Origin of the sequence: Sphingobium sp. MP9-4, assembly GCF_005281675.1 — a bacterium.
GTDB lineage: Bacteria > Pseudomonadota > Alphaproteobacteria > Sphingomonadales > Sphingomonadaceae > Sphingobium > Sphingobium yanoikuyae.
On sequence record NZ_LUFI01000026.1, the window covers coordinates 80,488 to 95,838 of the forward strand.

Annotated in this window: 14 protein-coding genes; 9 read left to right on the forward strand and 5 right to left on the reverse strand. The window is 63.6% G+C overall.

From position 1 onward, the window contains the following. Position 1: 1 nt before the first annotated feature. Genes A0U87_RS07655 through carA form a run of 3 tightly spaced genes read right to left on the reverse strand, consistent with a single transcriptional unit; the run spans position 2 to position 1,919 of the window. A complete protein-coding gene (locus A0U87_RS07655; protein WP_048937321.1) occupies positions 2-376 on the reverse strand; it encodes a hypothetical protein in 375 nt (124 codons plus the stop codon). Beyond that, on the reverse strand, positions 376-744 hold the full coding sequence (locus tag A0U87_RS07660) for a ribonuclease E inhibitor RraB (RefSeq protein ID WP_010337196.1): 369 nt from the start codon (positions 742-744) through the stop codon (positions 376-378). The genes A0U87_RS07655 and A0U87_RS07660 overlap by 1 nt, the downstream gene beginning before the upstream one ends. After that, entirely contained in the window at positions 741-1,919 is a 1,179-nt protein-coding gene (carA, locus tag A0U87_RS07665) for a glutamine-hydrolyzing carbamoyl-phosphate synthase small subunit (RefSeq protein WP_048937322.1), read from the reverse strand. The genes A0U87_RS07660 and carA overlap by 4 nt, the downstream gene beginning before the upstream one ends. Before the next feature lie 153 nt (positions 1,920-2,072). On the opposite strand from carA, the gene A0U87_RS07670 reads away from it, so the two are divergent. The 7 genes from A0U87_RS07670 (at position 2,073) to A0U87_RS07700 (ending at position 10,127) form a co-directional block, all read left to right on the forward strand. After that, positions 2,073-2,525, forward strand: coding sequence for a GatB/YqeY domain-containing protein (locus A0U87_RS07670; protein WP_004211770.1), 453 nt, complete (start codon positions 2,073-2,075; stop codon positions 2,523-2,525). Positions 2,526-2,602: 77 nt separating this feature from the next. Continuing rightward, complete coding sequence (locus A0U87_RS07675) at positions 2,603-3,004, forward strand: endonuclease domain-containing protein (RefSeq protein ID WP_080993551.1); 402 nt, start codon at positions 2,603-2,605, stop codon at positions 3,002-3,004. A gap of 4 nt (positions 3,005-3,008) precedes the next feature. Further along, entirely contained in the window at positions 3,009-4,898 is a 1,890-nt protein-coding gene (gene dnaG / locus A0U87_RS07680) for a DNA primase (protein WP_137405403.1), read from the forward strand. A 43-nt stretch (positions 4,899-4,941) separates the two neighbouring features. Then, complete coding sequence (gene rpoD, locus A0U87_RS07685) at positions 4,942-6,981, forward strand: RNA polymerase sigma factor RpoD (RefSeq protein ID WP_004211766.1); 2,040 nt, start codon at positions 4,942-4,944, stop codon at positions 6,979-6,981. Positions 6,982-7,201: 220 nt separating this feature from the next. Next, positions 7,202-7,885, forward strand: a complete 684-nt coding sequence (locus A0U87_RS07690) for a hypothetical protein (protein WP_037507512.1) — start codon at positions 7,202-7,204, stop codon at positions 7,883-7,885. 99 nt (positions 7,886-7,984) lie between these two features. Further along, positions 7,985-8,830: a MoxR family ATPase gene (locus A0U87_RS07695; protein WP_010337204.1), complete on the forward strand. Its 846-nt coding sequence runs from the start codon at positions 7,985-7,987 to the stop codon at positions 8,828-8,830. Positions 8,831-9,080: 250 nt separating this feature from the next. Further along, positions 9,081-10,127 (forward strand): hypothetical protein, encoded by a 1,047-nt coding sequence (locus A0U87_RS07700; RefSeq protein WP_048937325.1) that lies wholly within the window; start codon positions 9,081-9,083, stop codon positions 10,125-10,127. 60 nt (positions 10,128-10,187) lie between these two features. On the opposite strand, the gene A0U87_RS07705 is transcribed toward A0U87_RS07700, so the two are convergent. Beyond that, positions 10,188-11,057 (reverse strand): DUF3617 family protein, encoded by an 870-nt coding sequence (locus tag A0U87_RS07705; RefSeq protein ID WP_048937326.1) that lies wholly within the window; start codon positions 11,055-11,057, stop codon positions 10,188-10,190. Between the two features lie 121 nt (positions 11,058-11,178). On the opposite strand from A0U87_RS07705, the gene A0U87_RS07710 reads away from it, so the two are divergent. Beyond that, entirely contained in the window at positions 11,179-12,033 is an 855-nt protein-coding gene (locus tag A0U87_RS07710; protein ID WP_048937327.1) for a DUF817 domain-containing protein, read from the forward strand. Here A0U87_RS07710 and A0U87_RS07715 read toward each other — a convergent pair. Next, a complete protein-coding gene (locus A0U87_RS07715; RefSeq protein ID WP_170978374.1) occupies positions 12,021-13,385 on the reverse strand; it encodes a methyl-accepting chemotaxis protein in 1,365 nt (454 codons plus the stop codon). The genes A0U87_RS07710 and A0U87_RS07715 overlap by 13 nt on opposite strands. Before the next feature lie 146 nt (positions 13,386-13,531). On the opposite strand from A0U87_RS07715, the gene A0U87_RS07720 reads away from it, so the two are divergent. Further along, positions 13,532-14,707, forward strand: coding sequence for a VWA domain-containing protein (locus tag A0U87_RS07720; protein ID WP_048937329.1), 1,176 nt, complete (start codon positions 13,532-13,534; stop codon positions 14,705-14,707). Positions 14,708-15,351 lie beyond the last annotated feature (644 nt).

Sequence of the window (15,351 nt, forward strand, 5' to 3'; positions counted from 1 at the left end):
CTTATTTCTTCTTACCAAAAATCTTGGGGAAAAAGCCGATTGGCTTCGATGGTTCGGGCGCTGGAGGTTGACGCATCATTGCAGCCTCCCAGCCATCATATTCAACGCCGTAGCTGTCACAGAGGTCGCACAGCGCTGCCAGAGTCGTAGTTCGCCATTCTTCGCCGATGGCTTCATGTCGCTCGGCGATAATACCATCTGCATTGACTGTCGGCTTTACCGCGTAACCTAGTTCACGGAGCGAAGCGCCTAACGCTTCGAAGTTTCCGCCGTCCATAAAATGAAGGACATGACGGGCATCGCCGAAATCTTCGCCTCGATCAGCGAAGACGTTCAAGGTTTCCTTCGCCAGTTCGATCTGATCGCGGTTTGCCATCAATGCACGCCCCCCGCCTGCGCCTCGCAGCCCCAACCGTCATATTCGACGCCGCAGAGGATTTCGATCTGGAGGCATTTCTTGGTCAGCGCGCGGATCGAGGCTTCGTCGACCGGCTGCACGCATTCCAGGAACAGGAACAGGTCGCCTTCCTCATCCTCCTCCCGGTCCAGTTCGACGAAGCCGAACTGGCTGGCGATGGTGAGGACACGCTCGAAATCCTTCTCGCTGCCCCGGAAGCTGACGTCCACGGGCCGCGCGAGACGCGCGACGTCGCCATTGCGCTTCAGGTTGGCGAGAACCTCACGGTCCGCCTCCCACTCTGCGGCAAGGCGCGCTTCGTCAACCGGGGGCAGGTTCTGGCTCACGCCGCGACCGCGCCCTTGAGGCCATCGACGAACTTCTTGAACAGGTAGAAGCTGTCCTGCGGGCCGGGCGAGGCTTCGGGGTGATACTGGACCGAAAAGGCATTCTTGTCGGTCAGTTCGATGCCGCAATTGCTGCCGTCGAACAGCGAGACATGGGTCGAGCGCGCATTGGCCGGCAGCGTGTCGACATCGACGGCGAAGCCATGGTTCATGCTGGTGATCTCGACCAGGCCGTCCGACAGGCGCTTGACCGGATGGTTGGCGCCGCGATGACCCTGATGCATCTTGATCGTCTTCGCGCCGACGGCGAGGCCAAGCAGCTGGTGGCCCAGGCAGATGCCGAAGACGGGGATGTCGGCGGCCAGTACCTGCTGGATCACCGGCACGGCATATTCGCCGGTCGCGGCCGGATCGCCCGGACCGTTCGACAGGAACACGCCGTCGGGATTGAGCGCCTTGACCTGATCGAAGGTCGCGGTGGCGGGCAGCACGGTGACGCGCGCGCCGGCCTTCACCAGATTGCGGAAGATGTTGTTCTTCGCGCCATAATCGATGGCGACGACATGGGGGCGTTCCTCGCCCGCTTCATTGAGGCCATAGCCATGGCCGATGGTCCAGATGCCATCCTTCCACAGGCGGCTTTCCTTGCCCGTGACTTCGATGGCGAGGTCCATGCCTTCAAGGCCGGGCCAGGCGGCCGCCTTGGCAGCGAGCGCGGCGATGTCGAAATTGCCATCCGGATCATGGGCGATGACGACGTTGGGCGCGCCCTTCTCACGGATCATGCGAGTCAGTGCGCGGGTATCGACACCGGCGAGGCCGATGCGGCCGTTGTCCTTCATCCACTGGTCGAACGGTTCGACATTGCGGAAATTGCTGGGCGCGGTGACGTCCTGGCGCACGATGCAGCCGAGCGCATAGGGGCTGTCGGCTTCGACGTCGTCGAGATTGGTGCCGACATTGCCGATATGCGGGAAGGTGAAGGTGATGATCTGCCCGGCATAGGAGGGATCGGTCATGATCTCCTGATAGCCGGTGATCGAGGTATTGAAGCAGAGTTCGCCGACCGCGTCACCGACCGCGCCGAAGCCGCGACCGAAGACGGCGGAGCCATCGGCAAAAACCAATACCCCTGTCGCTCCTTTGGGCACAATGAGGGTCTTGGCGTCAGCCATGGTCTGCGGTCCTTTATGCTTTTGCGGGAACCCGTCTGGTGCGGGTTAAACGGCCGGTCACCTATTCCCGCAACGCGTGAAGGTCAACGTCTGTTAAAAATCTCTTTTCGCATTATATCTACTCCTTTCCCGAGAAACAGGATTAATTCGCCCATGATTCGCGACACCATCAAGAGCGCCCAAGTGGAGTCCATGAAGGCCGGCGACAAGGATCGCCTGGCCGCCGTGCGCCTGATCCTGGCCAAGCTCAAGGATCGCGACATCGAACTGCGCACCGCCAGCAATGTGCCCGACGACGACACGGTCGTGGTCGAGGTGCTGCAGAAGATGGTGAAGCAGCGCCGCGAATCGATCGACATGTTCAAGAGCGGTGGCCGCGACGAACTGGCGGCCAAGGAACAGGCCGAGCTGGACGTGATCGAAACCTTCCTGCCTGCGCAGCTGAGCGAGGACGAGACCCGCGCCGCGATCGAGGGCATCAAGGCCGAGATCGGCGCGGAAAGCGTCAAGGACATGGGCAAGGTGATGGCCGTGCTCAAGGAACGCCATGGCGCGGTGATCGACATGAGCAAGGCGAGCGGGCTGGTGAAGGCGGCGCTGAGCTGAGTTAGCACCGGGCTGACACGCGCATGCGATACTGACATAATAGCCCCTCCCTTCCAAGGGAGGGGTTGGGGTGGGTGATGGCGCTGCGCATCAATGCGAGACTCGGTCAATTTGCGCGCAAGATGCGGTGCGAGCCCACGGAATATGAACGCCGCCTTTGGGGCGCCCTACGCGGTTCCCAGCTGGACGGCTTCAAATTCCGCCGACAAGCCGTGATCGAACCCTATATCTGCGACTTTCTCTGCCCCCTCCTCGGCCTCATCATAGAAGTCGATGATGATAGCCATGATGCTATCAAGGATCGAGATAGAGACTTTGACCTTGCACATCAGGGCTATCTGGTTTTGCGCTTCTCCAACATCGACATTCGGGATAATCTGGAAGGCGTGCTGAGCGTCATTCTGGATCGTGCCCGCGCCATGCCGGAAAGGCAGAAGATCACCCACCCCAACCCCTCCCTTGGAAGGGAGGGGCTTTAATTAGATGACCCTCACGCCCCAATGGCTGGACGAGCTGCGCGCGCGGACGTCGCTTTCGACGTTGATCGGCAAGACCGTGAAGGTGCAGAAGGCGGGCCGCGAGTATAAGGCCTGCTGCCCCTTCCATAACGAGAAGACGCCCAGCTTCACGATCAACGACGAGAAGGGCTTTTATCACTGCTTCGGCTGCGGCGCGCATGGCGATGCGATCCGCTGGATGACCGACCAGCGCGGCCTGCCCTTCATGGAGGCCGTGAAGGAACTGGCGGCAACCGCCGGCATGGAAGTGCCCGCCGCCGATCCGCGCGCGGCCAAGCGCGCCGAGCAGGCCAAGGGACTGCATGACGCGATGGGCGCCGCGCAGAGCTTCTTCGAGGACCAGCTTGGCAGCATCGACGGCGGCGACGCCCGCGCCTATCTCGCCAAGCGCGGCATCAGCGACGCGACCCGGCGCACGTTTGGCTTTGGCTATTCGCCGGATTCGCGCGGGAAGCTGAAAGGCGCGCTCAAGGAATTTGGCGAGCCGATGCTGGTCGAGGCCGGCTTGCTCATCGACCCTGACGGCGAACGTGAAACATATGACCGGTTCCGCGGTCGCCTGATGCTGCCGATCCGCGATATTCGCGGACGGGTGATCGCCTTTGGCGGTCGGATCATCGGCCAAGGCGAACCCAAATATCTGAACTCGCCCGACACCCCGCTCTTCGACAAGGGGCGCACCCTCTACAATATCGACCGCGCCTCCCCCGCCAGCCGGCAGAGCGGCCGGGTGATCGTGGTCGAGGGCTATATGGACGTGATCGCGCTCGCCCAGGCCGGTTTCGGTGATGCGGTCGCGCCGCTCGGCACGGCGCTGACCGAGCATCAGATCGAGCGGCTGTGGAAGATGGTCGAGGTGCCGATATTGTGCTTCGACGGCGATGCGGCCGGGCAGAAGGCAGCGATCCGCGCGGCGACCCGCGCCCTCCCCCTGCTGCGCCCCGGCCATAGCCTGGCCTTCGCCACTCTGCCCGCCGGGCAAGACCCCGACGACCTGCTCCGCACCGAGGGGCCGCGCGCGATGGACGCCGTGTTGGCGGGCGCCCAGCCATTGGTCGATCGCCTGTGGGAGCATGAGCAGAAGGTCGGCCCGCTCGACACGCCCGAGCAGAAGGCGGCGCTCAAGCAGCGGCTGGCCGCCCATAGCGACTCGATCCAGCATCCCGATGTCCGCGCGCTCTATGCCCAGGCATTCCGGGAGCGCTATGACGCACTCTTCTTTGCCCGGCCGGATCGGTTTGGCGGCGGCCAGCGTGCCCCGCGCGGCTCCGGTGGCGGTGGCAGCCGCGCCGGCTGGCAGCGCGACAAGAAGGGCAATTGGAAGCCCCCCGTCCCGCCCGCCGGCAACGAGGCGCGGGAGATCGGCGCGAGCGGCATGGAACATCGGCTGCTGCGGGCGATATTGGCCAGCCTGCTGCGCGATCCGGAGCAGATTGTCCTGCACCGCGAGACGCTGTCAGGCCTGCGAATCGGTGATCCCGCGCTGGCGCGATTGCTGGATGCGATGATCGCCGCATCCTTCCGCAAAGAAACAGTTGAAACGCAGGCCCTCCTTACCATATTGGGGCAAGGTGACTTGTATAATATGGCTAAGGGGATGCTCCGGGCCGATACGTTCACATTCACCCCACATAGGATGACAACCGACCCCAGTCGCGTGCAACGCGACCTGGACGAGGCCATCCGGGTGATGGCGCAAGGACCGGAGCTGGAAACGGCGCTGGCGGAGGCTACTAGACGGTTCGAGAGCGACTTCAGCGAAGAGAATTTCGCTGAACAGCAGCGCGTCCGCGCGCTGAAAGCCGATCACGACAGCCGCCTGGCGGAACTGGCGCAGTCCGAAGACATTGTTTGATTGAGGCTCGTTCCTGTCGGGACGACGGAGTTAAGGCGAATAGATGGCGACCAAGGCGAACAGCAAGAATGGCGGGATGGGCGATGGCGAGGATGGCGATGCCCCCCTGCTCGACCTCAACGAAGCGTCCGTCAAGAAGCTGATCGCCCGCGCGAAGAAGCGCGGCTACATCACCTATGACGAACTGAACGATGCCCTGCCGCAGGACCAGATGTCCTCCGAGCAGATCGAGGACATCATGTCGGCGCTCAACGAGATGGGCGTCAACATCGTCGAGAATGAAGAGGCGAGCGAAGACGGCGACGAGCAGCGCGAGCGCGAGGAAGCCGACGACGCCGACGATGATTCGAGCGACGATGACGGCCCCAAGCTCGTCACCGAGAAAAAGAAGGAAACGGTCGATCGCACCGACGATCCCGTGCGCATGTATCTGCGCGAAATGGGCGCCGTCGAACTGCTCAGCCGCGAGGGCGAAATCGCCATCGCCAAGCGCATCGAGGCCGGCCGCGACACGATGATCCTGGGTCTGTGCGAAAGCCCGACCACCTTCAACGCGATCATCGAATGGTCGACCGCGCTCAACAATGGCGAGATGCAGCTGCGCGAGATCCTCGATCTCGACGCCATGCTGTCCAAGGATCCTGCTCCTGAAAATATGGAGGAAGGCGCCGAGGATGATGATGGCGAGATCAGCGAGAAGACCGCTGGCCCCAGCTTCAAGGAAGAGGAAGAGCCGGAGGAGGAATCCGCCGACGGCGACGAGGACGAGGATGGTGCGCCCCGCGCCCGTCGCGAGGAGGACGAGGAAGAGGACAACACCCTGTCCCTCGCCCAGATGGAAGAGACTTTGAAGCCGATGGCGCTAGAGAAGTTTGCGACCATCACCGAAATCTTCCGCGCCTTCTCCAAGGCCCAGGAATCGCGCATGGTCGCCATGGCGAACGGCGAGAGCCTGAGCCAGAAGGCCGAGGACAGCTATCATGAGCTGCGCGAGCAGCTGACCGCCGAGGTCGAGAGCGTCCAGTTCCACCAGCAGAAGATCGAATATCTGGTCGACCAGCTCTATGCCTATAACCGGCGCCTGACCGCGCTGGGTGGTCAGATGCTGCGTCTGGCCGAGCGCCACAAGGTCAGCCGCAAGGACTTCCTCGAGCGCTATATGGGCCATGAACTGGACGATGCCTGGCTGGAAAAGGTGCAGGGCCTCGACAAGAAATGGGCCGCCTTTGCCGCTGCCGAAGGCCGCGCGGTCGAGCGCATCCGCAACGAAGTGAGCGAGATCGCCCAGGCGACCGGCATGTCGCTCAGCGAATTCCGCCGCATCGTGAACATGGTGCAGAAGGGCGAGCGTGAGGCGCGCATCGCCAAGAAGGAAATGGTCGAGGCGAACCTGCGCCTCGTCATCTCCATCGCGAAGAAGTACACGAACCGCGGTCTGCAGTTCCTGGACCTTATCCAGGAAGGCAATATCGGCCTGATGAAGGCAGTCGATAAGTTCGAATATCGCCGCGGCTACAAGTTCAGCACCTATGCGACCTGGTGGATCCGTCAGGCGATCACCCGTTCGATCGCGGATCAGGCGCGGACCATCCGTATCCCGGTCCACATGATCGAAACGATCAACAAGCTGGTCCGTACCAGCCGCCAGTTCCTGCACGAGCAGGGCCGTGAGCCCACGCCGGAGGAAATGGCCGAGCGCCTGTCGATGCCGCTCGAAAAGGTGCGCAAGGTGATGAAGATCGCCAAGGAGCCGATCTCGCTCGAAACGCCGATCGGCGACGAGGAAGACAGCCATCTGGGCGACTTCATCGAGGACAAGAATGCGATCATCCCGGTGGATGCCGCGATCCAGGCGAACCTCAAGGAAACGGTTACCCGCGTCCTTGCCAGCCTGACCCCGCGCGAGGAACGCGTACTGCGCATGCGCTTCGGCATCGGCATGAACACCGACCATACGCTGGAGGAAGTGGGCCAGCAGTTCAGCGTGACCCGCGAGCGTATCCGCCAGATCGAGGCGAAGGCGCTGCGCAAGCTGAAGCACCCCAGCCGCAGCCGCAAGATGCGCAGCTTCCTGGACCAGTAAATCCGGTCAGATTATCGCTTCAAACAAGGGCCCGGCCGGACATTCCAGCCGGGCCTTTTGTTTTTCAAGACGATAGCATCATTTGTTAACCATAACGGCCTAGACCATTGGTGCCACATTTGCGACCAGCCGAAGCGACAAGTTTAACCCGGCGTTTACGCACCATGCCCTAAATTATACCCAGCGGCGCCCCTTACGCCGTTGCCACAGGGAAATTTCTATGAGCGAAGTGACGGCGCTGCGCCGGGGCGACGATATTGCGCAAATCCTGGACATGTTGGTTCGGGCCGATGGCAGCTATAGCCACAGCTATCTGGCCCAGGCGAGCCAGGATGCCCGCTCGCGCGATGGCCTTGGCCTGCCCGACCTTGCCGATGCCGCTTATTATCTCTGCCTGCTCCATGGTCGCCATCCCGGCGTGATCGACCATGCCGCCACCCGCTCGGTCGACAATGCCGCGCGCCGCTGGCTGATCGAGGCCGCCGACGCCTTTGCGCGGGAGCGCGCCTATCTGACCCAGGTCACCGTGGCTGCTGGCCCCGCCCCCAGCACGGCGGGCCAGAGCAGTTGCGAAACCATCGTCAGTCAGCAGCGCCATGCGCTCGACATGCTGGCCCAGTCCGACCGGCGCGGTTGCGCCATGGGCGCAGCGATCGCGCTGGTGCTGGACTGGCGCGCCGTGCGCAAGCTGCTGGACATTGCCGCGCTTCGTGCGGGCATCGAACCGGTTCCCTGCTCTTTGCCCGATCATCGGGCAACGCTGGACGTGGCGCGCGCCATTGGTGGCGATCCGGCCGTTGATCGCGCGATCCAGTTCGGCATGCGCCAGCTGCTGGCCCAGCATCGCGGTCTGTGGGATGTGCTGGAGGCGCGCGCCGCCATCCGCCGGCAACAGCAGGACTGATCCATCGCCCCACCGCTTGCCGCAACGCACAAACGCGTTGCGCCCCAATCCCGCTTTGCCTAGTCCGGTCCTCCAGCAATGATGGAGCGGAAGAGAGCCATGCGCTTTGAGGGCACCCAGGATTATGTCGCCACCGACGATCTGAAGGTCGCGGTCAATGCCGCGGTGCTGCTGCGCCGGCCGCTGCTGGTGAAGGGCGAACCGGGCACCGGCAAGACCGTGCTGGCCCAGGAAATCGCCAAGGCCATTAACGCCCCCCTCATCGAATGGAACGTCAAGTCGACGACCAAGGCGCATCAGGGCCTGTATGAATATGATGCGGTTGCCCGCCTGCGTGACGGCCAGCTGGGTGACGAGCGGGTCCACGACATCGCCAACTATATCCGCAAGGGCAAGCTATGGGAGGCCTTCACCTCCCCCACCCTGCCCGTCCTGCTGATCGACGAGATCGACAAGGCCGATATCGAATTTCCCAACGACCTGTTGCAGGAACTCGATCGCATGGCCTTCCATGTCTATGAGACCGGCGAGACGGTCGCGGCCAAGGAACGGCCGGTCGTCATCATCACCTCGAACAACGAGAAGGAATTGCCCGACGCCTTCCTGCGTCGCTGTTTCTTCCACTATATCAAGTTCCCGGATCGCGAGACGATGCAGGCGATCGTCGATGTCCATTTCCCCGGCATCCAGAAGATGCTGGTCAGCCGGGCAATGGACATTTTTTACGACATTCGCGAGGTGCCCGGTCTCAAGAAGAAGCCCAGCACCAGTGAATTGCTCGACTGGCTGAAGCTGCTGCTGAACGAGGATATGCCGCTCGACGTGCTGCAGAATGCCGACCCGACCAAGGCGATCCCGCCGCTGCACGGCGCGCTGCTCAAGAATGAGCAGGACATCATGATGTTCGAGCGCCTGGCCTTCATGGCGCGGCGCCAGGGGCGCTGAGGCCGCCGGCCAGCCTGGCCGAATCGCGCTCCTGACATTGGGCGAACCCGGCCTGGTCGTGGCCGAAGGCGTCATCCCCACCGATGCTGCGCCGCAATGGACCTGTCACGGCCCGCAATTGTCGCGATTTCCGGGGCAAATGGCCCCGCCGGCGTGAAGGCGGCTTGCGCCCCTGCGGAATCCGTGATTTTCTGATCCTCTGTCATTCAAGGCCGCGCCAAGACGGTCTGGATCGAGAGAGAGGATGCCAATGCCCCGACGTGCGTTGTTCCTATGTTCGATGGCCCTCTGCCTGGCTCTGCCCTCGCTGGCGCAGGCTGCGGACGATATCGAGGCATGGACGCCCAGTGATACTGCCATACGTGCCACCGCCGCCGGCATCAGCCTGCCGCAGACGGTCGCCAGCCTGTCGTTGACCAAGAGCGGCGAAGTATCGAACGGCGGCAAGGGCATCGACAATTACGCCCAATATATTTCGCAGGATGGCGCCATCCAGGCGACCCTCTATGTCTATCTGCCCACCTATGCCGACGCTTCACTCGCCGCTTACATGACCGACAAGGCGGTTATGGAGCGGTTCGGCGGCAAGACCCATCGCACCGCTTATGACAGCGTCGCCGCCGGCGGCCGCGCGGGCACGGCGATCCGCGCCGTCTATGACGATGCCGCCGATGGCGCGCTGACGACGGCGGCCGCCTTCGCCCATGCCGGGCGCTGGATGGTGAAGCTGCGCGTCACCGGGCCGACCGAACGCCGCGCCGAAGTGCTGGCCGGGTTGGACGGCATGCTGGCCGGCCTGAAATTCGACGATGCGACAAGCCTTCACGCGACCAGCCCGGCCAGCTTCGGTGCCTGCCCGACCGGCGATGGCAGCGACGCCCGCCTGACCAAGGCCGTGCCCAGCGGCACCGCCGGCCAGCCCGTGCCGCAGGAGGTCCGCATCCCGCGCGAGGGCAAGGATAATCTGTGCATTCGCGGCACCGTCCAGACCGCACAGGGCAGCTATGACATGCTGCAGCAGACGGGGCGCAGCGATGGCGCGATCATCGTGCCGGTCGACGATAGCGGCACTGTCCTCGCCTTCGATCCCGCCACCCGCGACCTTGGCTATCAACTGTCGATCCATATGGTCGGCCAGACCGACCTTTACGGCGTCTATGACAAGGTGCCGAGCGGCCGCCAGATCGCCGCGATCCTGGACGGCAAGGATCCCCAGACCGCCCAGGCCGAAGCCACGGCACTTTATGCCGCCAATGGCGAGGTTACGATCAGCCAGGGCGCGCGCAAGCCCAACTGAGGCGGTTTTAGAAAATCCTGGGCGCTCCGGACATTATCCGGAGCGCCCTTTCGCTTCCGATCAGCGGCCGGGGCACACGCCGACGCGTTCCCCCGACAATTCGGTCTTCAGGCTGCCGAAGAAGCGCGGCTTCTCGGGGCCCTTGCCGCGCGGCCCCCGTCCGCCAACAGTCTTGTGTTCGGCAGATGCCTCCAGCGCATCGCCCGTGACCGTTCCGTTCATCCTGCCATAGGAAAAGCCGCCATGCGCACGGCCGCAATATAGTCGCCCCTCGAATTTTCGCCCTGACACAGTGACCCGCCATTGGCGGCATCCATGCGGGCCACCGGCCCCAGCCGGCAGAGGTGGCCCCTCCACGGCATAGCGGATCGCCAGATCATCGCGGCGATCGGGGATGCACGCCTCCCACTGGCGGGTGCCGGGAGGATGATGTCCGGATATGCTGCTTACATAGGTCCCGATCTCGGTAAAGCGCCACAGGCCAGGATTGATGGCATGGCGCGCGCCGGTGACGATGATCGCGTCGGATTTTTCGGCTTCGTCCGCTTGTGCATCCTGCCCGGCAGGGGCGGTTTCAAGTGCGGCCTCGCTTACCAGTGCAGGCAGGGTACCCCGATGATTGGCGAGATCATCGATCCGGGCATTGACACATTGCTTGGCCTCTTCGCGCCTTGTCTTCCCGTCGAGCAGGCATTGCTGCAGCAACATGCAGATCGCCCGGTCGGCGGCCGGCGTGCCGGTCGTCCCGTCGAGATTGCAGGCCTTGAGCCAGGGGCCACGAAGCGCATATTCGATGTTGATGATCTTCATCCGGGCGGCGATCACGACGATCTCGTCCTGGGCCTGCTGGGGCGTATCGGTCCCCAGCGCCGCGCCCGACGCGCCGAGCAGCGCCAAAGCCACACCCCGCGTCCATCGCCGTCCCGCCATCGGCAGCCTCTCCTCATTTTTTGTCGTTCCGTCAGCTTAACGATCATGCGCGCGCTGCAAAGCCCTTTCGTCGGGGCCGGAATGATTGGCGTCCGGGCCATGGCGCGCTAGACATCGGGACATGAACGACCCCACGGGCGCGACCCGCTTTGCGCGGATACGCGCCCATCTGGAATCGGTCCGCGTCGCGGCGGGGCCGCGCGCCTGGGCCTATGAGTTCCTGCTGTTCGGCTTCAAACAGGGCTGGGCCTGCCTGTTCGGCGGACTGATGCTGGCGCTGCTGCTCGCGACCCATCTTTTCTATCCCGCCGGCGCGCCGCTGCATCGCTATGATTTCCTGACCCTGGCCGCAGTCGCGATCCAGATCGCGATGCTGGCCCTGCGGCTGGAAAGTCCGCGCGAGGCACTGGTGATCTGCGCCTTCCACCTGATCGGCACGATCATGGAATTGTTCAAGACCCATGCGGGAAGCTGGGTCTATCCGGAGGCCAGCCTGCTCCATATCGGCGCCGTTCCGCTCTTTTCCGGCTTCATGTATGCCGCCGTCGGCAGCTATATCGCGCGGGTCTGGCGCATCTTCGACTTCGGGTTCAGCCGCTATCCGCCGGTCTGGGCGACGGTGCTGCTGGCGAGCGCCATCTATGTCAATTTCTTCGCCCATCACTGGCTGCCCGATGTGCGGATCGCCCTGTTCGCCGCCGCCATCCTGCTGTTTGGGCGAACCTGGATCTGGTTCACGCCCTGGCGGGAAGCACGGCGGATGCCGCTGCTGCTCGGCTTCTTCCTGGTCGCGCTATTCATCTGGCTGGCGGAGAATATCGGCACCTTCTCCAATGCCTGGACCTACCCCAGCCAGCGCCATGGCTGGGAGATGGTCAGCCTGATGAAACTGGGCGCCTGGTATCTGCTGATGATCATCTCCTTCGTGCTGGTCTCGCTGATCCACGGCATAAGGCGGGTGGATCAGATCAGATAGCCGACCTCATACAGGCCCCAGCGGCGGCCGGCGAAGCGCAGCGGCACGAACACGCTGCGCAGTGCCCGGTAGCGCCCCTCTCCCAGATTCTGGCGATAGGTGAAGAGGTAGAAATCATCGTCGCCGTCGAGCGCGCGGCGGGTCTGGGCGTCCATGAAGATTTGCCGGTTGCGGGCATGTTCCATGTTCCAACGCGGATCGCCGATGCGCTGCGGCTGGCTGCGCGCGCTGATATGGGTGGGCAGATAGCCGTCCATGTCGATCAGGCAGCAGCCGATGATGGTCGCGTCCTTCGCGGTATGGCGGTCGAGCAACGGCCGCACCCGCAGATCGGCATAGGCGGTGAAACCGGTCTGATATTGGGTCGGTTCGGACCCCGCGATCGGTCGATGGCTGCGATCGAACAGCGCCTGTTGCGACAATTCGCCGCGGGCCAGTGCATCCTCGATCAGCGCCGTAACCTCGGCCGCGCCATCCTCGGCCAGCGCGATATAATGGCTGTTGCGGGTGCGCAGCCGGCTCTGCGCCGCCGTGTTGAGCATGTCGTTGGCCAGGCTCTCCAGCGTCTCGATCTTGTCGCGGGCCATGTCGACACGTCCCGCACTCTCGGTCGAGGAGCGGCCGAACAGCGCCAGCCCCTGGTCCAGCGCCGCGACATGAGCGTCCGCCTCGTCGGTGCAGGCGACGATCGCGCTGGATCGCTCGCCGAACTGGGTCACGAGCGAGGCGATTTCCGCCATCGACAAGCGCAGTTGGTCGATATGGGTGCCGACGTCGCGGCCGCGCTGGATATTCGCCTCCACCCCGCCGATCAGATGCCGGGCATCGCGGTCGAGCTGGCCAAGCTTGCTGCCGACCGAGGCCGAGGATTGGGCCGCCTGTTCGGCCAGCCGGCGGATTTCCTCCGCCACCACGGCAAAGCCCATCGTCGCCTCGCCGCCGCGCGCCGCCTCGATCGCCGCGTTGACGCCCAGCAGGCGGGTCTGGCGGGCGATCGTGCCAAGCTGATCGGAAATGCCGCCCACCGCCTCGATCACCTGCAGGAACTGGCGCAGATGGCCTTCAAGGCCGGTGACATGTTCGACCAGCCCCGCCACCTCGCCCAGCGACAGGGTGATGACATCATGCCCCTCGGCAATGATGCGCCCGGCGCGCCCGGCGGTGAGGCTCAGTTCCTGGGCCGCCGCCACGCTCTCATTCTGGCTGGCGGTCAGCGTCTGCATGTTCGCCTGCAAGTCCGACAGGCGCGCCGAATCGCCCTGGATCCGGCGGTTCACTTCGCCCAGAAATCCAGCGGTTTCGCTGCATTGCAATGCTATGTCGCCCGACCGTTCCCCCAGGTCAGCCAACAATTCTCCGTTTTCCAAGCCGCCCCCGCAACTTAACTGTCACAATGAATACTGAACTGTTTACCGTGCGGCGCAACACTTAATATTTCGCCAATGCGATCCGCCCGACGCTTGCATCGCCCGCCGCGCTGGCCGACAAGATCGGCACCATGATGCTCAATTTCCTCGACGCGCTGCGCGCCGCCGGCATCCCCGCTAGCATCAAGGAGCATCTGCTGCTCCTGGAGGCGCTGGACCGCGACGTGATCGAGCGACGGCCGGAGGATTTCTATTATCTCGCCCGCGCCACCTATGTGAAGGATGAGGGGCTGATCGACCGGTTCGACCAGGTCTTTGCCCGCGTGTTCAAGGGGCTGCTGGGCCAGGACGGGGTTGAGGCGGAGATACCCGAGGAATGGCTGCGCCTGGTCGCGGAGAAGTTCCTCAGTCCCGAGGAGATGGAGAAGATCAAGTCGCTGGGCGACTGGGACGAGATCATGAAGACGCTGAAGGAGCGGCTGGAGGAGCAGAAGGAGCGCCATCAGGGCGGCAGCAAGTGGATCGGCACCGGCGGCACATCCCCTTTTGGCCATGGCGGCTATAATCCCGAAGGCGTGCGGATCGGGGGGACAAGCCGACACAAGCGCGCCATCAAGGTGTGGGAAAAGCGCGAATTCGCCAATCTGGACAGCAATCGCGAGATCGGGACCCGCAACATCAAGGTGGCGCTGCGCCGGCTGCGCCGGTTTGCGCGGGAGGGGGCGGCCGACGAACTGGACCTGGACGCGACGATCCGCGGCACCGCCCGGCAGGGCTGGCTCGACATCCGGATGCGGCCCGAGCGGCACAATGCGGTCAAGCTGCTGCTGTTCCTGGACGTGGGCGGATCGATGGACCCGCATATCAAGCTGTGCGAGGAGCTGTTTTCCGCCGCGACCAGCGAATTCAAGAATATGGAATTCTTCTACTTCCATAACTGCCTCTATGAAGGCGTGTGGAAGGATAATCGCCGCCGCTTTGCCGAGCGCACCCCGACCTGGGACGTGCTGCACAAATATGGCCATGACTATAAGGTGATCTTCGTCGGCGACGCGGCGATGAGCCCCTATGAGATCAGCCATCCGGGCGGGTCGGTGGAGCATATGAACGAGGAAGCGGGTGCCGTCTGGCTGCAGCGCGTCACCCATACCTATCCCGCGACCGTGTGGCTGAACCCCGCGCCGGCGGAGCATTGGGGCTACAGCCAGTCCACCCGCATCATCCGTGACCTGATGAGCGAGCGCATGTATCCGCTGACCTTGGAGGGGCTGGATGAGGCGATGCGGGAATTGACGCGCAAGCGGTAGGATCGGCCTCTGCGGCGCGCGGGCATATCCGACAGGTCAAAGAGCCATCCGCATAGTGGCTGAGGGGTGCGGTGTAGGACAGCGCGAATTTGTTGCCCTAGGGTTGGTCGGTCAGGCGGATGACGCGACAGTATATTTCGGCCCGAAGTTCACAGTGTCGTCGGGCCATTTCGGGCCTTTTGCACCTGTCACGCGCCCGCGACGCGACACCGACGCGCCTGTGGCGCGACTATTGCGTCACGATCAGGGTCACTGTCCCGCACCACCGACGCGACAGTCAGGCGACAGGGACGCGACAGCGGCGCGACAATTCTGGACATGTTTGCGTGAGGGGGACGGTTTTTCATGGCCGGAGTAGATCATGAACGGGCCGAATAGGACAGAGGGTGCGCGCCCTTGGTTGGGTCGCACTCGCAAAGCAAGAAAAGCGGGATGCCGGGTCAAGCCCGGCATGACGGGATGGGGATGGAAGCTAGCGACCACTTGCGGACGTTTCCTACTCCCCTCCCTTCCAGGGAGGGGCTGGGGGCGGGTGCGCCGCGTAGCGGCGGTCTACGGTCGATAGGGCAGAAGCTCGCTACGCTCGCCACCCACCCCAACCCCTCCCTGGAAGGGAGGGGCTATGTCTTGTTCCAACCCAACTC